General features: G+C 58.8%; 20 protein-coding genes. 10 read left to right on the forward strand and 10 right to left on the reverse strand.

The annotated features are described in order from the left end of the window. Positions 1-3 precede the first annotated feature (3 nt). The 4 genes from yrfG (at position 4) to ACNSOI_RS18750 (ending at position 3,825) form a co-directional block, all read left to right on the forward strand. Positions 4-690 (forward strand): GMP/IMP nucleotidase, encoded by a 687-nt coding sequence (yrfG, locus tag ACNSOI_RS18735; RefSeq protein ID WP_286252462.1) that lies wholly within the window; start codon positions 4-6, stop codon positions 688-690. A 62-nt stretch (positions 691-752) separates the two neighbouring features. Next, positions 753-1,160 (forward strand): ribosome-associated heat shock protein Hsp15, encoded by a 408-nt coding sequence (gene hslR, locus ACNSOI_RS18740; protein WP_058090766.1) that lies wholly within the window; start codon positions 753-755, stop codon positions 1,158-1,160. 97 nt (positions 1,161-1,257) lie between these two features. Continuing rightward, positions 1,258-2,112, forward strand: a complete 855-nt coding sequence (hslO, locus tag ACNSOI_RS18745) for an Hsp33 family molecular chaperone HslO (protein ID WP_072675993.1) — start codon at positions 1,258-1,260, stop codon at positions 2,110-2,112. A gap of 177 nt (positions 2,113-2,289) precedes the next feature. Then, entirely contained in the window at positions 2,290-3,825 is a 1,536-nt protein-coding gene (locus ACNSOI_RS18750) for a phosphoenolpyruvate carboxykinase (RefSeq protein ID WP_058090768.1), read from the forward strand. An 83-nt stretch (positions 3,826-3,908) separates the two neighbouring features. On the opposite strand, the gene ACNSOI_RS18755 is transcribed toward ACNSOI_RS18750, so the two are convergent. Both ACNSOI_RS18755 and ACNSOI_RS18760 read right to left on the reverse strand, forming a co-directional pair. Further along, entirely contained in the window at positions 3,909-5,975 is a 2,067-nt protein-coding gene (locus tag ACNSOI_RS18755) for a TRAP transporter large permease subunit (protein WP_106696066.1), read from the reverse strand. Positions 5,976-6,001: 26 nt separating this feature from the next. After that, entirely contained in the window at positions 6,002-7,045 is a 1,044-nt protein-coding gene (locus ACNSOI_RS18760; protein ID WP_286252468.1) for a hypothetical protein, read from the reverse strand. A 273-nt stretch (positions 7,046-7,318) separates the two neighbouring features. Here ACNSOI_RS18760 and ACNSOI_RS18765 point away from each other — a divergent pair, with 273 nt between their 5' ends. Continuing rightward, positions 7,319-7,591 (forward strand): HU family DNA-binding protein, encoded by a 273-nt coding sequence (locus ACNSOI_RS18765; RefSeq protein ID WP_058090771.1) that lies wholly within the window; start codon positions 7,319-7,321, stop codon positions 7,589-7,591. A 65-nt stretch (positions 7,592-7,656) separates the two neighbouring features. Here the strand turns inward: ACNSOI_RS18765 and ACNSOI_RS18770 are convergent, their stop codons facing one another. The 8 genes from ACNSOI_RS18770 to gshB form a co-directional block, all read right to left on the reverse strand. Beyond that, positions 7,657-8,676: a putative solute-binding protein gene (locus ACNSOI_RS18770; RefSeq protein ID WP_106696068.1), complete on the reverse strand. Its 1,020-nt coding sequence runs from the start codon at positions 8,674-8,676 to the stop codon at positions 7,657-7,659. 206 nt (positions 8,677-8,882) lie between these two features. Next, on the reverse strand, positions 8,883-10,178 hold the full coding sequence (locus ACNSOI_RS18775) for a dihydroorotase (protein ID WP_420194774.1): 1,296 nt from the start codon (positions 10,176-10,178) through the stop codon (positions 8,883-8,885). Then, entirely contained in the window at positions 10,175-11,194 is a 1,020-nt protein-coding gene (locus ACNSOI_RS18780; RefSeq protein WP_061331960.1) for an aspartate carbamoyltransferase catalytic subunit, read from the reverse strand. Before ACNSOI_RS18780 ends, ACNSOI_RS18775 begins: the two co-directional genes overlap by 4 nt. Before the next feature lie 26 nt (positions 11,195-11,220). Continuing rightward, complete coding sequence (gene pyrR / locus ACNSOI_RS18785) at positions 11,221-11,730, reverse strand: bifunctional pyr operon transcriptional regulator/uracil phosphoribosyltransferase PyrR (RefSeq protein ID WP_058090775.1); 510 nt, start codon at positions 11,728-11,730, stop codon at positions 11,221-11,223. A 19-nt stretch (positions 11,731-11,749) separates the two neighbouring features. Next, entirely contained in the window at positions 11,750-12,181 is a 432-nt protein-coding gene (ruvX, locus tag ACNSOI_RS18790; RefSeq protein ID WP_061331962.1) for a Holliday junction resolvase RuvX, read from the reverse strand. After that, entirely contained in the window at positions 12,174-12,740 is a 567-nt protein-coding gene (locus ACNSOI_RS18795; protein WP_061331963.1) for a YqgE/AlgH family protein, read from the reverse strand. Before ACNSOI_RS18795 ends, ruvX begins: the two co-directional genes overlap by 8 nt. Then, a complete protein-coding gene (locus ACNSOI_RS18800; protein WP_286921386.1) occupies positions 12,737-13,603 on the reverse strand; it encodes an energy transducer TonB in 867 nt (288 codons plus the stop codon). The genes ACNSOI_RS18795 and ACNSOI_RS18800 overlap by 4 nt, the downstream gene beginning before the upstream one ends. A gap of 46 nt (positions 13,604-13,649) precedes the next feature. Next, positions 13,650-14,603, reverse strand: a complete 954-nt coding sequence (gene gshB, locus ACNSOI_RS18805; RefSeq protein WP_061331965.1) for a glutathione synthase — start codon at positions 14,601-14,603, stop codon at positions 13,650-13,652. Positions 14,604-14,894: 291 nt separating this feature from the next. Here gshB and pilG point away from each other — a divergent pair, with 291 nt between their 5' ends. From pilG to ACNSOI_RS18830, 5 genes are all read left to right on the forward strand, one after another. Further along, positions 14,895-15,287, forward strand: coding sequence for a twitching motility response regulator PilG (gene pilG, locus ACNSOI_RS18810; RefSeq protein ID WP_058090780.1), 393 nt, complete (start codon positions 14,895-14,897; stop codon positions 15,285-15,287). Positions 15,288-15,319: 32 nt separating this feature from the next. Further along, positions 15,320-15,682 carry a twitching motility response regulator PilH gene (gene pilH / locus ACNSOI_RS18815; RefSeq protein WP_011787171.1) on the forward strand — a complete coding sequence of 121 codons (363 nt, stop codon included), beginning with the start codon at positions 15,320-15,322 and terminating at the stop codon, positions 15,680-15,682. 20 nt (positions 15,683-15,702) lie between these two features. Then, a complete protein-coding gene (locus tag ACNSOI_RS18820; RefSeq protein WP_061331966.1) occupies positions 15,703-16,248 on the forward strand; it encodes a chemotaxis protein CheW in 546 nt (181 codons plus the stop codon). A 94-nt stretch (positions 16,249-16,342) separates the two neighbouring features. Continuing rightward, positions 16,343-18,418: a methyl-accepting chemotaxis protein gene (locus tag ACNSOI_RS18825; protein WP_230715101.1), complete on the forward strand. Its 2,076-nt coding sequence runs from the start codon at positions 16,343-16,345 to the stop codon at positions 18,416-18,418. Between the two features lie 27 nt (positions 18,419-18,445). Then, on the forward strand, positions 18,446-19,345 hold the full coding sequence (locus ACNSOI_RS18830) for a CheR family methyltransferase (RefSeq protein ID WP_061331967.1): 900 nt from the start codon (positions 18,446-18,448) through the stop codon (positions 19,343-19,345). The last annotated feature ends 3 nt before the right edge of the window (positions 19,346-19,348 follow it).

The following is a 19,348-nucleotide window of genomic DNA, read 5'->3' on the forward strand; positions in this document are numbered from 1 at the left end:
TTTATGGTGGATTGGTCAACCCTCGATACCGTGTTCCTGGATATGGATGGAACACTGCTGGATCTTCACTTCGACTCGCACTTCTGGCTCGAGCACTTGCCCAGACGTTACGCCGAACAGTACGACCTGCATCCCCAACAGGCGAAAGAGACCCTGGTGGCCATGATCATGGCGGAACGGGGGTCACTGAACTGGTACTGCACCGACTACTGGAGCGAACGGCTCTCGGTGAATATCAACCAGCTGAAGGCGGAAGTCAGTGATCGCATCGGCTACCGCCCCCACGTGCCCGACTTTCTGTCTTCGTTGCGCCAAGCCGGCCTGCGCTCGGTCATTGTGACCAACTGCCACCCGGACCCCCTGGCACTGAAACTGGAGCGCACCGGCCTGGACCAACATGTGGATGCCATCGTTTCCAGCCATGAATTCGGCAAACCCAAGGAAGATCGGGATTTCTGGCGAGACCTCGGCAGAAAAGTCCCGTACCGGCAAGACAAAACCCTGATGGTGGACGACAGTTTTCCCGTGCTGGAGAGTGCCCGCCAGGCAGGCATCGGCCAATGCCTGGCCATTCTTGAGCCCGACAGCACCCAGGCACCCAATGCACAGCACCCTGAGATCCCCGGCATTCGCCATTTTGATGAAGTGCTGCCATCACTGCGTTCGCAACAGCCCCTGCCATCCCGATGACGAGCCGGTTATAATCTGGTTAACACAAAGCCCGACGGCAGGTGCCAACCCGGTGAGGAGATATGACGGCAACCAGCGCTGACGAACAAAAGGTACGGCTCGACAAATGGCTCTGGGCCGCGCGCTTCTACAAGACCCGTTCCCTGGCGAAAGAAGCCATCGAAGGCGGCAAGGTGCACTACAATAGCCAGCGAACAAAGCCCGGCAAGATTGTCGAAGCTGGCGCCAGGGTTACCTTGCGCCTGGGCTGGCAGGAAAAAATCGTGATCGTGGATGAAATAAGCGACCGGCGCAGGGGTGCTCCAGAGGCCCAGAAGCTTTACCACGAAACCAGTGACAGCGTGAAAAAACGCGAAGAACTGGCCTGGCAGCGCAAGACCATGCAGGCAGCCCAATTACCACCCGCCCGCCGGCCGAGCAAGAAAGACCGCCGGGATATTCAGCGGTTCCGGGACCAGAACGGCCTGTAAAACCGGATCACACCACAGCTCGTAAAGAGTACGCCCGCCTCAATTACCCTCCGCGCGGGCAGTACCATCAACCCCACAGACAGCGTCAGGAGACACCATGGCATCCCGAGATCAATTCCAGCGTTTTATTTTCGAACACAGCCAGGTTCGGGGTGCCTGGGTTCAACTGGGTAACAGTTTCAGTGACATCAGCACCCAGGCCCCTTACCCCGAATCCGTTCGCCGTTTACTGGGCGAATCGCTGGTGGCCAGCGTGTTGATGAGCAGCAGCCTGAAGTTCAAGGGTACCCTGTCCTTGCAGGCGGCCGGCGAAGGCTCGTTGCGCACACTGATGGCCGAATGCAGCCACGACCGCCATATCCGAGGCCTTGCCCGCCATGACGATCAGGCGGTTACCGGCGATACCCTGAACGAACTTCTGGGAACCGGCCGCATGGCCATCACCATCACCCCGGACCAGGGCCAACGTTATCAGGGCGTGGTGCCCAGGGAAGCCGATACGCTGGCCGGCTGTCTGGAAGAGTATTTCGAGCGGTCCGAGCAGATTGCCACCAGCCTGTTCCTGTTCGCCAACGAAGACACCGCCGCCGGCCTGATGCTGCAGCGGTTGCCGGGCCATACCGAAGAAGACGATGATTTGTGGAACCGGGTCAATCACCTGGCGCGCACTGTCGAGGCCGAAGAGTTGCTGACGCTCGACAGCGAAACCCTGCTGCACCGGCTGTTCCACGAGGAAACCGTGCGGCTGTTCGATCCCGAACCGGTGGCCTTTCGCTGCAGCTGCTCCAGGGAGCGCACCCTCGCCGCCCTCGAGGCCATCGGCAAAGACGAGTGTTACAGCATCCTCGACGAGCAGGGCAGCATCAACATGGACTGCCAGTTCTGTCACGCAAACTATCGCTTCAATAGAAATGACATTGATCACCTTTTCACCGGTCATACGTTACACTAAGCAGTCACTCAACTTGCCCGGAAGCCGCATCTGGCGCGGCTTTCAGGGCAGTCGTTTTTTACCGGCGTCTCTGGCATAATAGCGCGCCTGAATTGACCCGATTGTTCAGATTTCCGTCAATTTTTTTCGGGGGGACGGCCTGAGCAATCACGAAGACATCCCGAGGGCGAGGTCGAAGTGAGCAACACTTATAATGATCTGAGTACAGCAAGACTGGTTGAAGTGGCACTGGCCAGAAATGAAGGACAACTGGCAGCCAACGGTTCCCTGGTGGTCACCACCGGCGAACGTACCGGCCGGTCTCCCATGGACCGTTTTATCGTCGAGGAGCCCAGCACCGCTGACGACATCCATTGGGGCCCGATCAACCGCCCGTTCGACGCCGACAAGTTCGACGCCCTCTGGGATCGTGTTGAAGCCTACATTGCTGAAAAAGACAGTTTTGTCTCCCACGTTCACGTCGGCTCTGACCCCGAACACTACCTGCCGGTCAAAATGACCACGGAAACCGCCTGGCAGAACCTGTTTGGCCGCAACCTGTTTATCCGCCCGGATGACTACAACCCGGCCGACAAGCAGGAATGGCAGATCCTCAACGCCGCCAACTTCGAGTGTGTGCCCGAGCGTGACGGCACCAACTCCAATGGCTGCGTGATCATCAACTTTGCCAAGCGCAAAGTATTGCTGGCAGGCATGCACTACGCCGGCGAAATGAAAAAAGCCATGTTCTCTGTACAGAACTTCCTGCTGCCAGAGAAAGACGTACTGCCGATGCACTGCTCCGCCAACGTCAGCGAGAACGGCGAAACCTGCCTGTTCTTCGGCCTGTCCGGTACCGGCAAGACCACCCTGTCTGCCGATCCGCACCGTTTCCTGATCGGTGACGACGAGCACGGCTGGGGCCCCGGCACGGTATTCAACATTGAGGGTGGCTGCTACGCCAAATGCATCGACCTGAGCCAGAAGAACGAGCCGATCATCTGGGATGCCATCCGTTTTGGCGCCATCGTTGAAAACGTGATGATCGATCCGGAAACCCGTGAGCCGGATTACACCGATGTTTCCCTCACCGAAAACTCCCGCTGCGCCTACCCGCTGGAGCACGTGGAGAAGCGGGTTCTGGAGAACCGCGCCGGCGAGCCGTCGCACATTATCTTCCTGACCTGTGATATGACTGGCGTTCTGCCCCCGGTCTCCATCCTGAGCCGTGAAGCGGCCGCTTACCACTTCCTGAGTGGTTACACCGCACTGGTTGGTTCAACCGAGATGGGCTCTTCGTCCAAGCTGAAATCCACCTTCTCAACCTGCTTTGGCGCCCCCTTCTTCCCGCGTCCGGCCGGCGTATACGCCGAGCTGCTGATGAAGCGGATCGACGAGTTCGGCAGCAAGGTATTCCTGGTCAATACTGGCTGGACCGGCGGCCCCTATGGCGAAGGCAAGCGTTTCAGCATTCCGACCACGCGCGCCATCATTGCCGCCATCCAGAATGGCGATCTGGATGACGTGGAAACCGAGCATCTGGACGCCCTGAACCTGGACGTGCCCAAGCACATCCCTGGTGTCGACACCGAACTGCTGAACCCACGCAACACCTGGACCAGCCCGGAATACTATGACGGCAAGGCCCAGGAGCTGATTGCCCAGTTCGTGGAAAACTTCAAGAAGTTCGATGTGGCAGACGCCATCGTCGAGGCCGGCCCGAAACTGAGCTGAGCCTGCCCCAACAAAAAAGCGCCCTGCGAGAGCACGGCGCTTTTTTTGTTGTCTGATACTGGCAGGGGCCGAAGCCCCTCGGGTCAGGTGGCGTAGAACAACAGCGGCACGAAGGCCACCAGCAGCAGGGAAATACCCATGGCAATCAGCGGCATGATGATACGCTCATGGCGCTGGTAGAAGGTGCCACCCTCACGCTGGGCAGCCAGCACCTCGGCCTCACCCACCACCTGACGGGTCAGCAGGTGATTGAGTGCCACCGGTGGGCTCAGGTAACCCAGTTCGAAGGCCACCAGCGTCACCATCCAGAAGTGGATCGGGTGAATACCACTGGAATAGGCAATGGTGGCTACGGTAGCAGTGACCAGAATCACGGCACCGAAAGCATCCATGATCATACCCAGGATTACCAGGATGACCACCATCAGCAACATGGCAGACCAGGCGCTATCGAAGGCCTGCGGGAAGGCTTCCATGATGTGGGAACGCTCGATGACACCACCAATGCTGACTGACAGGCCAAGGAGCAACAGCAGTGCTCCGATTTCAGCGGTGGTATCGTTGGTTGCGCCACGAATACTGCGCTCGAGGCCCGGATGGCGAGCCTGCCCTGGTTCCGGGCTAGTCCGCTTCTTCAGACTGACATGTTCATAGACCAGAATCGCCAGCATGATCACCGGCAGCAACCGTGGCGCGGAGAACTCATCCATCTTCACGTCCAGGGCGAACCGATACACCAGAACAACACCGGCGATCACCAGGGCGTAGGGCAGCAGTGGCCGGAGTGCCCGGAACGAGGCCGGGAAAGCCTGAGCGGTCGGCGCCAGGTCGAATTTGCTCTGCCGGTTGACCGACATCGCCACCAGACCGAACATGGTCGCGGTCAGGACAAATACCCAGATACCCCAACCGAACAGTTCGTCGGTCGTCACTTCCCGGTTCAGGTAGGCGATCACCACCACCAGCAGGCATGGCCGCAGAACCACGCCCAACGAACCGGACATGGCCGTGGCGGCCAAGGCGAGGTGCCGTCTCGCGCCCGCGGCCCGCAGTTCGCTGTAAATCACGGCGCCGGCTGCGATGACAAAGATCCCGGAAGCACCGGTATAAGCCGTCGGCACAGCGGCCACCAATACGGCAACAACCGCCAGCATTTCCGGGGGCATGCGCCAGGGCCGGAATACGTTGAACACGAGGGTCGCCAGACGGGTCTGCTTGAGCATCATGCCTACCCAAACGTACAGCCCAACGTTCAGGAACATGTCCGCCAGCTCCATCATCTTACCCAGGTAGATACCAATACCCGAGGAGTGGCCGATCATCGCAAAATAAGTGCCGGAGATCAGGCACATGACGGTATACAATGGCACCGCAAGGAAGGCCTGCCCGAGCCGACCACCCTCCTGTAGATTGGAGGGCACCCGGAACAGCCGATACAGGCTGGCCAGGGTGAGACAGGCAAAACCGACAATCCACAGATTGTGGAGCATCAGCTCCTCACCGGAAACCGCAGTACTGCTACCCAGGCTGGATTGCCGGAAGATGGCACTGGAGCCCAACAGCATGGCGTTGGCAATGGTCTGCAGGGTATGGGAAACGATGTAATCGAGCCTGGTTTCCATCGCCCGCATGGCGATGTGGTGTCGGGTCAGGGTTGCGGTAACCGCACACAGCATCACCAGAATCACCAGGATATAACGCTGGCCCGCCAGGCCGAAGGCGATCAGATCAGCCACGAACAATTCCACCGCACGATAGGCTTTCACCCCGGGCGTCAATTGATCCTGCAGCTCAAGATAGCTGGCATGGGCCGCCTGACACTCACCGACTGATCGCTCGATGGCCAGCCGGACATCCGCCGGATTCTTTTCATGTGCACCAAGCAAAGCCGCCATGGGGTCATCGTCTGGAGCCCCTGCCGCCATTTCCTCCGCAACCGCAGCTTCAATATCCCGGTCCGGGTTGCACTCCGGTTGCACCGGATCCATGCGGAGTTTGTAGTATCCGCTCCAGAGCTGCTCACCACCGCGCAGCATCTGGTTATGGATATCACTGCTGGTCGAGAACAACACCACAGCCAGCAGCAACAGACACGCCGGCAAGGAAGAGAACCATTCCAGCCCGGAACGTTGCAGACCACCCTTAGTCATAAAACCTACCCTGGAATTTGAAGGAGTTACAGCAGATCATCCAGATCCATGGTTTCGACCGGCGCCCGCTGATCATCCCAGAAGCTGCCGAATTGACCGATGGGGGTCCGGTGGCCGGTGTTCTCGACCCACAAACGATCAGAAATGGCCACCAGCATGTTGCTGGCCATGGCATCAACAAACCGCCACTGGTCGCTGGACGAGTCATTCTTCAACGATTCGGCGTGGTCCCGGATCACCGATTTGATCAAGGCTTCGTCGTTCTTGTTTACTGCGGCGATCGCGTGGAAAACGTGGCCGAGCCTGACGCCCGCCTCTTCGCCCTGCTTGCTGGCGATAGCCAGTCGTTCAAAGGCGTCTTCACCTTCCGGCTGGGTGCCCGGAATCATGGCCCAGACCGTTGCCCGCAGCCCCATCGGCGCGCCCCACCATTTCTTGTTGTCCAGGCACTGGGTCGCCCGGCCAACCACTGAACCGGTATTGAATGGCACACCAATTGAGGACGATGCCTGTATCTGGGCATTCAATGCCTGCAACCCGGACAACAAGCCGGCCAGGTAAATGAACTCATCCAGATCGTCTTTGAATTTGGGGCATTCCCCGCCGTCCGGATCACCGTAATGGGCGTGGTGATGCTGCCAGCCCTTCAGGTATCGTTTTGCCGCCTGGGTATGGGACCGTTTCTGCCGGATCATCGCATCCTGGGCCTCACCGGCGTTCATGGAATACATTGCCCGCGCCGCAGCCAGCTCATGCTCCCTGGCCTGCTCCTCCGCACAACCGCCCGCCGAGAGGTACAGCATAACCGCAAGCTGGTCCGGTTCGCGGGTCACGCGGCCAAACGACATCAGCAGGGGGGCTGTCGCCTCACTCATGGAGCAACCCATGGCCAGGTCATCGGATTCCAGCAGGTAAGGCACCGTGTGATTGCGTGAGAACCCTTGCATCACATCACCGGTGGTTTTGTAGATCATGTGATTGACGGCACCACAACCGGTGAGCACCAGGCTGGCACCAACAGCGGCCACCAGCCCACGAATTCCGGAACCGGCTTTGCGGAAATCATTCATAGCATCAACACCCTTTTATTCTTGTGTTATTCAGAAAACGTCAGCGCCTGGCGCCGCCAGAATCGTTTTGTTACATCCTGTAACCGGCCATGCATTATGACCAAACCGGGCTCCGGTTTATGAGACCAACCCCGCAAATGACGCCTGCGGCCACAGTTCGTAACCGAACAGGGTTTGCACATTTCGGCCAAAGCCACTATAGATTGCTTCAACCGCAGGGTCTGCCTTGCGGTCAAACACAATAATCAGAACGAAATCAAACAGGAGTATCCGATGCGCAAACCAGAGCTTGCCGCCGCCATTGCCGATAAAACCGGCCTGACCCGGGAAAAAGCCAGCGAAGTTATCAACGCCTTTACCGATCAGCTGTCTGCGGCAGCGGCCCGGGGTGAAGACACCACGCTCATTGGCTTCGGCACCTTCAGCATTCGCTCCCGCGAGGCTCGCACAGGCCGCAACCCTCAAACCGGCGCCACCATCCAGATCCCCGCCAGCAAGACCGTCGGATTCAAGGCCGGCAAGGCCCTGAAAGACGCGATCCGTTAACCGGATCCGGCCCGCCAACCGGCGGGCCAGCTTCTACCTGACAGGCCCAGCAACGCCCTTCAGACTTAAGACGCACACTCCGAACGCGAACCGTCCACCCGGCAACGAATGGCACGCATCAGTTTGATCGCACGCTCGTCATACACGCCATCCTCCAGCAGAGACAGCCTCACCTGACGCAGCATCCGGTCGTACTCGGCCACATCTTCCTGAGGCGGGTGCATCCATACCTCTTCCGGAATGCCAGCTTCTGCCTCGGCGATAATCTCGTAGGCCTGATCAATCCGCTTGATCGATTCATCACGCACCATCTGGCCCGCATCATCCGGGAACCGGTCACGATGGATGATGACCTGGAAGTTCATGTACCCCAGGGCGTATTTGAACACGCCACCCTTGGTGTTAACGCCCTTGTACAATTCCAGTGGCTGATAGGCCACCGCCGGGGCGTAGGCCAGGTCCACGCTGCCATTGTTGAACTTGCCGGCAAAGTTGGCGGAATTGGAGCCCACCACTGACGCGCCTACATGACGAACCATGCGCACCGACGCACTGTCATAATCCAGGGTGGCGATGCGCTTGCCCTGGAGCTTTTCAACCGAGTCGACGTTGCGATCACGGGTGTGCAGGTAGATAGCACCACCGGGGAATACACCGGCCACCTCGTAGGGCCCTTCAACCAGGAACTGGCGTGCCTGGGGTTGGCTCAGGGTGTTGTACAACAGGCGCATTTCCTGCTCGCCAGGGACGGCACCCATGGCCTCCAGGCTGCCGGTAAATTTGTTGAACTCACGGGCGCGGGTGCCCGTGAGCAGCACTGCGTCGCACTGGCCCGCCTTGAAGTCCTCGGCGGCAACCTTTTCATCGGTGTAAGCCCGCAGGTTCAGCCTGATGCCTCGCTGCATGGCGACCGGCTGGAACTCTTTGGTAATGGCAAACAGCGGGCCGTTGGCGCCCACGGGATCAAACACGCAAAAGCTGCGCTCGAGAATCTCGGTTTCGGCTTTCGCCAGAGCAGGGGTAACCAGGGTGGCGCACAAAGCAGCCGCCATGGCAATACGGCGGGATAAACTGACTGATTTCACGGGATGACTCCTGAATTATTATTGTCGGACACCGGCACAGCGGGCCGCCGGCATTTTCCGTCGTCCTTTTGATGACCATAAGTGGCCGAGCCATAGAATACGTTGGCTCAGGTGCCTCTCTTCAAGAGTTTTTCAGCAAAAACAGGGTAATCTGTGATGGCGTCGACAGAGGTTGGCCAACCTCTGCCGCATTTTCAGCAGTGTCACTATTGCCAGGCGGTCCGTCCGCCAACCAGCGTTAGCTTCATTAACCCCGGCAGCTCACATCCGAAACGGGGGGCATGGTGTCCGGCTGACACTAGGGTAGATGGGGACGGTACCCAATGGCCTTTGGGGTCGAAAATGCACAGGTCTGCCGCCACACCCTCAGCCAGCGCCCATTCCCGGCCCAAAACCCGGGATGGACCAATGGTCAGCGCAGACAGCAGGTCAGGCATCTCAAGTTCACCAGACGCCACCAGCCCCAACCCCAGGGACAACACGCTCTCGATGCTGGACAGGCCAGGTTCGGTGGCCGGCAGTGGCGCCTGCTTGGCGGCGCTGTCGTGGGGCTGATGCTGGCTGACGATGGCATCAATCACACCCTCGCGAACGCCTGCCAGCAGCGCCTGGCGATCACTCTCGGAGCGCAGCGGCGGGCGTACGTGAAAACGGCTATCAAAGCCCGCCAGTGCATCTTCGGTATACACCAGCTGATGCATGGCGACATCGGCAGTCACCTGGATTCCCCGTTTCCGGGCCTCCGCCAGCATCTCGACGCTGCGGCCACAGGACAACTGGCTCAGGTGCAGTCGTACCCCGGTCTCCTCCGCCAGCAACAGCATTTCCATGACCGCAGCCGTCTCCGCTACTTCCGGGATGCCCAGCAGGCCCAGGCGGGTCGCCACCTGACCATCGTGAGCGTAGCCGTCCGCGGCCAGGGCCTGGTTCTCCGGACTGAACATCACTGTCAGGTCGAATGTCTGGGCATAGGCCATACACCGGCGCAGGATACGGGCATTGCGCACCCCACGGGAACCGTTACCCACTGCCACGCAACCGGCGTTCTTCAGGCCCGCCATATCACTGAGCAAGTCACCTTCCAGGCCACGGGTAATCGCTCCAACGGGCAACACATTCACCACACCACGGGTAGCCGCACCTTCACGAATCAGATGGGTCACGGCGCTGGAATCATTGACCGGAGAGGTTTCCGGGCTGGCGCAAACCGTGGTGAAACCACCGTGGGCGGCTGCCCGGGTTTCCGAGGCAATATTGCCCTTCTGACCATTACCGGGTTCCCGGAGGTTGCAACACAAATCCACAAACCCCGGGGAAATCACACAGCCACTGGCGTCAACACTCCGGGCTACACCGGCCTGCTGCGCCTCAGAACCGACAGCGGCAATCTTTCCGTCGCGAACCAACAGCCCGGGATTGTCGGTCAATTGCCCATGAGCATCGAACAGTGTGCCACCGGTAATCACCAGGCTGGTGCTGTTATCTTGCTGGCTGACACTCATGCCCGATGTCCCTCGCTGTCTGTCTGTTTTTGCTGTCGCTCTGCCATTTGCCCACCCATCGCCATGGACATGACCGCCATCCGGATGGCAATACCATTGGTTACCTGGTTCAAGATCACCGATTGAGGACCATCCGCCACCGCCGATTCAATCTCGACACCCCGGTTGATCGGGCCCGGGTGCATCACAATGCAGTCCGGCCTGGCCAGCGCCAGCTTCTCCTGATTCAAGCCATACAGGCGGTAGAATTCCCGCTCGCTGGGCAGCAGTGCCCCTTCCATACGCTCCTTTTGCAGCCTCAGCATGATCACCACGTCCAAGTCTTTCATGCCGCGGGCCATGTCATATTCCACGGTGCAGCCAAGATCTTCCACATCCCTGGGCAACAGGGTACCGGGGGCAATCACCCGCACCTCTTCTGCGCCCAGTTCGTTCAGGGCCCGGATCTGGGAACGGGCAACCCGGGAGTGTAATACGTCGCCGACAATGGCCACTTTCAGGCCTTCAAAACGCCCCTTGTGCTGGCGAATGGTGAGCATGTCGAGCATCGCCTGGGTGGGGTGGGCATGCCTGCCATCGCCCGCATTGATGATGGCCACGCCCGGGGTCACGCTTTCGGCGATAAAGTGCGGCGCCCCGCTCTGGGAATGCCGCACCACGAACATGTCGCTGGCCATGGCCTCCAGGTTAAGCAGGGTGTCTGACAGGGATTCCCCTTTGGAGGTGGCCGACGTGTTGATGTCCAGGTTCAGCACATCGGCAGACAGCCGCTTGGCGGCCAGCTCAAAGGTACTGCGGGTACGGGTACTGGATTCGAAGAACAGGTTAACGACGGTGCGGCCCCGCAACAGCGGCACCTTCTTGATGCTGCGCTCACCCACTTCGATAAAGGAATCGGCGGTATCCAGAATGTCGGTCAGCAGCTCCCGGCCCAGGCCGTCCAAAGTGAGAAAATGCCGCAACTGACCATCCCGGGTCAGCTGCAAGTGGTTCGGGGAGGGATCGTTTGCGGTCATGGCTCGCCTGTCGTCAATTGGGGGTGTTACTGCCCGGAGTCCTGAAGTTCGATGCGCAACGGCTCGGGGCCGCGCAACTTGACGCGCTGATGCGCTTCCAGCGCCAGGGAGTGGCCGACCACATCGGGCTGAATCGGCAGCTCCCGGGCACCCAGATCAATCAAGGTGGCCAGTATGATACTGGCAGGACGACCGTAATCGAAGATCTCATTCATCGCGGCTCGAATGGTTCGCCCACTCATGATCACATCATCAATCAGGATGATGTCACGGCCTTCGGTGTCAAAAGGCAGGCTGGAGGGCTTCACTTTCGGGTTCAGGCCAATGCGACTGAAGTCGTCCCGATAGAAGGAGATATCCAGTTCACCAAACGGCTGTTCTATACCCAGGCGCTTGCCAATGACATCGGCCAGCCAGACGCCACCGGTGCGAATGCCAATCAACACAGGGTTGTCGATACCACGTTGCTCAAGAATCCGGCGTAACCCGGTTTCCAGTTCATCCAGCAACTGGTTGATATCCATCAATGCGGTCATCAGAGCCTCATCAGTCAGATCAGCCGGCCTGTTCCCGGCACCAGGTTTCCAATATCAGTACTGCGGCACGGTCATCCACCCCATGGCGACCAAAATCACGGCTGCCACCGGCAGCCATCACATCGCCCTTGGCTTCAAAGCTGGTCAGTCGCTCATCCACCATCTCTACCGGCACATGAAAACGACCGTGCAGGCGCTTGCCAAATTTGCGGGCCCGGGCACACATGTCGTTCTCGGTATCATCCATATTCAGCGGTAACCCGACCAGTACGACATCCGGCTGCCATTCCGCCAGAAGTTTCTCGACCTGCTGCCAGTCCGGGATACCGTCCCTCGCCGGGATCATGGCCAGGGGCTGGCCGGTGCCGAGCAGTTCCTGACCGGAAGCGACACCGATGCGACGGGTTCCGAAATCAAAGGCCAGCAGCCGACGGTTACCTTGTTCAGGCATGGCCCACCGAATCACTGAGCTGGTTCAGATCGACACCAATCAACCTGAGTACCGCTTCATAACGCTGGCTGACCGGTGTCCGGAACAGGATATCGGTGCTCGCCGGGCAGGTCAGCCAGGCGTTGCTGCCGAGTTCTTCTTCCAACTGCCCTTCACCCCAGCCTGAGTAACCCAGAGCCACCAGAAACTCATCCGGTCCCTCATCGCGACCAATACTTTCCAGAATATCCCGGGAGGTGGTGAGCAGAACGTCATCGGTCACCAGTGCCGTACTTTGCCATTGCTGGCCAGGCGAGTGGAGCACAAAACCCCGTTCCGGCTGCACCGGGCCACCGGTGAAAACCGGCAGGTCCAACTCACCGCCATGCATGTCCAGCTGCTCGAGGATTTCTCCCAGGTGGATATCCAGAGGCTGATTGATCATCAGCCCAAGGGCCCCTTCTTCGGAATGCTCACAGAGGTAAATAACACCGCCATGGAAACGGGGGTCGGCGAGCCACGGTGACGCCACCAGAAAGTGATGCCTGAGATTACCGTCGGTTTGCTTGGACGCTGTCATCCGGATGTAAGCCCCCGCTGCTGGAACGACCAGGTACGTATGATCTCCAGTTCGTCCACTTCCTGCTGCATCTCTTCCGGGAAGGGTGCAAAGGGCGCGGCCATGCGCACAATGCGAATGGCGGCATCATCAAGTACCGTGCTGCCGGACGACTGGAGTATCGCCACTTCCTTGATTGTGCCATCTTTGCGCAGAGAAACCAGCATACGCAGATTTCCGTAGATTCCGGCCTGCCTCGCTTCAGTCGGATAATTGATGTTGCCCACCCGGGTAACCTTGTTTACCCAGTTCTGAACGTACCAGGCATTGCTTGACCTGAGGGTGGAGGCCGCCGTCACCCGCATGACCCTTGGCTTGCGAGCATAGGCTTGCTGCTGGGCATCAAACCGGGCTTCCAGGCTGGCAATTTCCAGGCTCCGCTCCATCAGGCTTTTGCGCTCACTGCGTGGCAACGGTTCCGGCTCAGGCTCTGACCGGTCTTCGGGCTGCTCTACCTGCCGGCTCGCCGTCGTTTCGGTCTGGACCACCGCACGCTCTTCCCGGGGTTGCGGTTGTGTGGTGGTCTGGGGCTCAGGCTGCACCTGGGCCATTTCGGGCTGGCTGATTTCGGCTGGTTCCGGCGTGGTCATCTCCATGGCCTCTTCTTCCGTGCCACTGCCCCGCTGGCTGGTCTGGGCCAGAAAATCCGCCTCATCCGGAGCCTGCTCATCATCAAACTGCGAGAGCGTAATCTCCATGGTCTGGGCAGACGAACGGGGAGACTCCGGAGCAAAGGTAATGCCCAGAACCACAATGGCATGCACCGCCAGCGCCATGAACAGCGTGAAGGACAACCGGTCGAAATCGCTTACCTGAACTGCCATTACCTTTCCTGATAGTTTATCTGCACGTGCCTGGAGGAAGCCTGACTCAGCTCCGGCCCAGGCGCCGATCAATGGCATCCATCAGCATGCCGGCAATGTCGATGCCAAAGGCCGCATCCAGCTCGCGGATACAGGTTGGGCTGGTGACATTGATTTCGGTGAGGTAATCGCCAATCACATCCAGCCCGACAAACATCAGCCCTTTTTCCTTGATCACCGGCGCTACGCGGGCACAGATTTCACGATCCCGCGCGGTCAGTTCGCGCCCCTCTCCACGCCCCCCGGCCGCCAGGTTGCCGCGATTTTCACCCTGGGATGGAATTCGCGCAAGGGCGTAAGGCACCGGCTCGCCCTCGATCAGCAGAATCCGCTTGTCGCCGTCGGTGATTTCCGGAATGAATTTCTGCGCCATCGCCTGGTGGGCGCCATGGTTGGTCAGGGTTTCAATGATCACCCCAAGGTTCGCATCGTTTTCCCTGACCCGGAAAATCGACCGGCCGCCCATGCCATCCACGGGTTTCATGATGATGTCGCCATGCTCGGCATAGAACTCCCGGAAACGCTGGGAGGAACGGGTGACGATCAACGGTGGCGTGAGGTCCTCGAACTGGGTGGCAAACAGCTTCTCGTTGCAATCCCGCAGCGTGGCCGCCGGATTGACCACCAGCGCACCCTGTTGCTCAGCAGCCCCTAATATATAAGTGGCCATCAGGAACTCGCGATCCACCGGAGGATCCTTGCGCATCAGAATCACATCCAGATCACCCAGGGCCCGATCCTGGCTGGCGCCATAGCTGAACCAGTTTTCCGGGTCCATATGCACGGTGAGATCGCGGGTGTGGGCACGGGCCTGGCCACCCGCCAGATACAGATCGTGCTGTTCCATATACTCGATCTGCCAACCGCGTTTCTGCGCCGCCAGTAACATGGCCAGCGAACTGTCTTTCTTGAAGCTGATGTCTTCGATAGGATCCATCACGATCCCGAGCCGGACTGTCATCAGAGTCTCCTGGAATTTCGATGTGAAAACACGAACCGGTCAGCAGAGCGAACCAGCGATAAAGTGCTATGCTGGAAATGGTATTGTACCCGAGCCTTGATTGCACCCGGTGAAATCCACAGTTAAATCCGTGACGGCACAGGCAGAAGTACATTTGGTCACAAACTAATACTTTTTATCCGGCCATCGATACTCTATAAATGAGCGGGGTTTATAGAACAACCTTAAGGTTTGTGTTAAAACCCCCGTTTGAAAATAACGACAGTCGCTAGAGCGCAAGGCAGTTGGACAATGGATGACAACTTCGAGAATCTGAAGATTATGGTGATTGACGACAGCAAAACCATTCGTCGCACCGCAGAAACCCTTCTCAAAAAGGTCGGTTGTGAGGTCATCACCGCCACTGACGGCTTTGACGCTCTGGCCAAGATTGCCGATTCCCAGCCGGACATCATTTTTGTTGATATCATGATGCCCCGACTGGATGGCTACCAGACCTGCGCACTTATCAAGAACAATTCCTCTTTCAAAAAGACGCCGGTTATCATGCTCTCGAGCAAGGACGGCCTTTTCGACAAGGCAAAAGGTCGCATCGTTGGCTCGGACCAGTATCTGACCAAACCGTTCAGCAAGGATGAGCTGCTCAATACTATTCGTCAGTACATTCCACAGGCGCAACAGTAAACCTGCTGACACCAGTAATTATCGAGGAAAACATGGCCCGCATTCTGATTGTTGACGACTCGCCAACAGAAGTTAAAAAGATTTCCACTATCCTGGAAAAACACAAGCACGAAGTGCTGACCGCCGACAACGGTGCAGACGGCGTGGCCAAAGCCCGCGCAGAAACCCCGGACCTGGTTCTGATGGACGTGGTCATGCCTGGCCTCAATGGCTTTCAGGCCACCCGCCAGCTGACCCGCGCGCCAGAAACTGCGTCCATTCCGGTTGTGATTGTCACCACCAAGGATCAGGAAACCGACCGCGTGTGGGGAACCCGCCAGGGCGCCAAGGGTTACCTGGTCAAGCCGGTTAACGAAGATGACCTGATCAAAACAATCAACAGCCTGATTGCCTGATCCCTAACCGTGGAGTAAGCATGTCCGCCCAGGCCGCCCCTTTCGCCGTTCTGACGGATATCGCCCAGCGCAGCCGGTCATTAGCCGCCGGCCTTCCGGAACAACAGGAAGCCGTTGAACTCTGGAACGGCATCGGTTTTGTTCTGGCGGGTGAGCGCTATGTCGCACCCATGGGTGAAGTCACCGAAATCCTGCACGTCCCCCGGTTTACTCATATCCCGGGGGTTCGCTCGTTTTTGATGGGTGCTGCCAATGTTCGCGGCCGCCTTCTGCCCCTGGTTGATCTCGCTGGCTTCTTCGATGTTCCCCGATCCTCCCGCAGTATGCGCGAGCGTCGGGTTCTGGTCATTGAGGAAGGCGACGTATTCAGCGGCCTGGTGGTCGATTCCGTGCTGGGCATGCAGTACTTTGCAAAAGACAGTTTCAGGGCGACTCCCGAGGGAGTACCCGACAGCATTCGTCCGTTCGTAACCGGTGGTTATGAGCGCAACGAGGAGGTCTGGAAAGTGTTCTCTGCCGCCGATCTGGTGGAAGATGAGCGTTTTCTCGATGTCGCACAGTGGTAAGGGTGTGAGCACTGGCAGGAACATCACCCTGACCGTCTGAAACCCGTTACAAAAACTTGCCATTTCCAGAAAGAAAGAGGCCGGGAGCCAGAAAATGAAAAACAGAGCCGGAAGACTCAGCATGGGACAGGGGGGCAACAGACTGGTTGCCGGCCTGATCGCTGCGCTGATTGCACTCACCGTCCTGCTCGTTGTGGTCCTGTTCATTATTAACAGGGATAGCCAGAACGACCAGGAATACATCGCCAACACCGCCGAAATGCGGGTGCTCTCCCAGGAGATCGCGAAGAACGCCACCGAGGCCGCCGGCGGTACCGCCGAAGCCTTTGACCAGCTTCGTCGCTCCCGGGATGACTTCCAGCAGCTCTGGTCATTCGTCTCAGAAGGTAATCCGGCCACCGGCCTGCCTGCCAGTGAAATGGCCCAGCAGAGTGGCGTTCAGCAGAACTGGAACACGGTTCGGGACAACGCCGACAGCATCCTGTCTACCCGGGATGCGGTACTTGGCCTGCACGAAGTAGCCCGGACCCTGAACGAAACCATTCCCCAGTTGCAGGTGGAGTACGATGACATCGTACAGATCCTGCTGGACAACAACGCTCCGGCGGAGCAGATTGCCCTGGCCCAGCGCCAGTCGCTGCTGGCAGAGCGTATCGTGCGTTCTGTCAACAACGTACTGTCCGGTGACGAAGACGCGGTTATCGCCGCTGACCGTTTCGGCCGTGACGCCAGCCTGTTTGGCCGGGTACTGGACGGTCAGCTTAACGGCAACCCCGCCATGGGCATCTCCAGGGTAGCCGATGAAGACGCTATCTACGGCCTGGAGGCGGTAGACGAGCTGTTCGAATTCGTTTCCCAGAACGTTGATGCGATCCTTGAAGCCTCTCCCGACCTCTTCAAGGTTCGTACCGCTGCCAGTGACATCTTCCAGAACTCCGAGATCCTGCTGTCTGAGCTCTCCGTTCTGGCCGACGGTTTTGCCCGTCAGTCCAGCTCCCGCTTCATCAGCCCGACCCTGGCCTTCTTCCTGCTGGCAGCCATGGTGGCGATCGTGGTCATCATCGGTGTGGCTCTGTATCGCGATGCCCAGGCTCGACTGTCTGCGACTCAGGAGCAGAATGAACAGAACCAGAACGCGATCCTGCGACTGCTGGACGAACTCGCCGACCTGGCGGATGGTGACCTGACCACCGAGGCCACGGTAACCGAGGACTTCACCGGCGCCATCGCCGACTCCATCAACTACGCGATCGACCAGATGCGCGGGCTGGTACAGGCGATTCGGGGTACCGCTGTACGGGTTGCGTCAGCGGCCCAGGAAACCCAGGCCACGGCCATGCACCTTGCCGATGCTTCCGAGCACCAGGCCCAGGAAATTGCCGGCGCCTCTGCTGCGGTTAACGAGATGGCGGTGTCCATCGACCAGGTATCTTCCAACGCCGCCGAATCCTCAGCGGTTGCGGAGCGGTCGGTTGCGATCGCCAAGAAAGGCGCGGAAGTGGTACAGAACACCATCCGCGGCATGGACAACATCCGTGAGCAGATCCAGGAAACCTCCAAGCGGATCAAGCGACTGGGTGAATCTTCCCAGGAAATCGGCGACATCGTATCGCTGATCAACGACATCGCCGACCAGACCAACATCCTGTCTCTGAACGCCGCAATCCAGGCCTCCATGGCCGGTGACGCCGGCCGGGGCTTCGCGGTGGTTGCGGACGAAGTTCAGCGACTGGCGGAGCGTTCTTCTGCAGCAACCAAGCAGATCGAAGCGCTGGTTAAGACGATCCAGTCTGACACCAACGAAGCCGTTATCTCCATGGAACACACCACCGCCGAGGTGGTCCGTGGTGCCCGTCTGGCCCAGGACGCGGGTATCGCCCTCGAGGAAATCGAGAACGTATCCATGTCTCTGGCGGAACTGATCCAGAACATCTCCAACGCGGCCCGCCAGCAGTCGTCCTCTGCGGCGCACATTTCCAACACGATGAACGTCATCCAGGAAATCACCTCGCAGACTTCGTCCGGTACCAACGCAACCGCGAAGTCTATCGGTAACCTGGCCGAGATGGCGTCTGAACTGCGGTCCTCCGTTGCCGGCTTCACCCTGCCAGACGAAGAGCTTGCAGATCAGGAGCAAGAGGAAGACAACGACGTTCCGGTGGTCAGCTGATCACCGGCCCGGGGCGAATGACGGTTTATGGCTCAGATGCATAACCAACTGTCACCCGCCGAAGGCATTTGGGCACTGCGCCGACTCCCGGATATGGATGAGGCGCAGTTCAGCCAGTGGCAGACCCTGCTGGAGCATCGCACCGGCATCACCCTGACGGCCGAACGCCGTTCGTTCCTGGAAACCAATCTGGGTATACGAATGCGGGAAATCGGCTGCAGCAGCTATCAGGCCTATTACGAGAAAATCGTTAACGGCCCGGATGCCGTCAGGGAATGGGCAACACTGGTTGATCGTCTGACGGTTCAGGAAACCCGGTTTTTCCGGGACCCTGACGCCTTCCGGCTGGTTGCAGACTATGTTCTGACCCGCCCCCGGGAACAGTTCAGAAAACGTGCCCTGGAAGCCTGGAGTGTTGGCTGTTCAACCGGCGAAGAGCCCTACACCCTGGCGATGATCCTCAATGAATGCATGGGGCAGTTGGCACTGCAGCCCCTGTTTGGCGTCACTGGCTCTGACATCAGCCTGCCCGCCATCGAAAAGGCACGCCAGGGCCAGTTCAATGCCCGCAAATTGCTGGGCATGGACGAAGACATGAAAGCCCGGTATTTCCGTCCATCAGAACGGAATACCGTTGAGATTGTGAACAGCATCCGTGACCGAGTCTGTTTTACCAGGCTCAATGTCCTGGACCTGGACAAGGCACCGATGCACGGCATGAACATTATCTTCTGCCAGAACCTGCTGATTTACTTCCGCCGCTGGCGCCGGCGGGAAATTGTCAAACGGCTAGCAGAGCGTCTGGCACCGGGGGGGTTACTGGTGCTTGGCCAGGGTGAACTGACCGACTGGCAGCCACCGGGCCTGCAGAGGCTTCCCTCGGAACATGTGCTGGCGTGGATCAAACGTCAGTCCGACGAAGAATAACCG

This window comes from Marinobacter sp. GH_1 (genome assembly GCF_048595985.1).
Classification (GTDB): domain Bacteria; phylum Pseudomonadota; class Gammaproteobacteria; order Pseudomonadales; family Oleiphilaceae; genus Marinobacter; species Marinobacter shengliensis.

Coding starts and splice junctions, on each gene's coding strand:
- yrfG (WP_286252462.1), top strand. CDS start 4: ATGGTGGATTGGTCAACCCTCGATACCGTGTTCCTGGATATGGATGGA.
- hslR (WP_058090766.1), top strand. CDS start 753: ATGACGGCAACCAGCGCTGACGAACAAAAGGTACGGCTCGACAAATGG.
- hslO (WP_072675993.1), top strand. CDS start 1,258: ATGGCATCCCGAGATCAATTCCAGCGTTTTATTTTCGAACACAGCCAG.
- ACNSOI_RS18755 (WP_106696066.1), bottom strand. CDS start 5,975: ATGACTAAGGGTGGTCTGCAACGTTCCGGGCTGGAATGGTTCTCTTCC.
- ACNSOI_RS18760 (WP_286252468.1), bottom strand. CDS start 7,045: ATGAATGATTTCCGCAAAGCCGGTTCCGGAATTCGTGGGCTGGTGGCC.
- ACNSOI_RS18765 (WP_058090771.1), top strand. CDS start 7,319: ATGCGCAAACCAGAGCTTGCCGCCGCCATTGCCGATAAAACCGGCCTG.
- ACNSOI_RS18775 (WP_420194774.1), bottom strand. CDS start 10,178: ATGAGTGTCAGCCAGCAAGATAACAGCACCAGCCTGGTGATTACCGGT.
- ACNSOI_RS18780 (WP_061331960.1), bottom strand. CDS start 11,194: ATGACCGCAAACGATCCCTCCCCGAACCACTTGCAGCTGACCCGGGAT.
- pyrR (WP_058090775.1), bottom strand. CDS start 11,730: ATGACCGCATTGATGGATATCAACCAGTTGCTGGATGAACTGGAAACC.
- ruvX (WP_061331962.1), bottom strand. CDS start 12,181: ATGCCTGAACAAGGTAACCGTCGGCTGCTGGCCTTTGATTTCGGAACC.
- ACNSOI_RS18795 (WP_061331963.1), bottom strand. CDS start 12,740: ATGACAGCGTCCAAGCAAACCGACGGTAATCTCAGGCATCACTTTCTG.
- ACNSOI_RS18800 (WP_286921386.1), bottom strand. CDS start 13,603: ATGGCAGTTCAGGTAAGCGATTTCGACCGGTTGTCCTTCACGCTGTTC.
- gshB (WP_061331965.1), bottom strand. CDS start 14,603: ATGACAGTCCGGCTCGGGATCGTGATGGATCCTATCGAAGACATCAGC.
- pilG (WP_058090780.1), top strand. CDS start 14,895: ATGGATGACAACTTCGAGAATCTGAAGATTATGGTGATTGACGACAGC.
- pilH (WP_011787171.1), top strand. CDS start 15,320: ATGGCCCGCATTCTGATTGTTGACGACTCGCCAACAGAAGTTAAAAAG.
- ACNSOI_RS18820 (WP_061331966.1), top strand. CDS start 15,703: ATGTCCGCCCAGGCCGCCCCTTTCGCCGTTCTGACGGATATCGCCCAG.
- ACNSOI_RS18825 (WP_230715101.1), top strand. CDS start 16,343: ATGAAAAACAGAGCCGGAAGACTCAGCATGGGACAGGGGGGCAACAGA.
- ACNSOI_RS18830 (WP_061331967.1), top strand. CDS start 18,446: ATGGCTCAGATGCATAACCAACTGTCACCCGCCGAAGGCATTTGGGCA.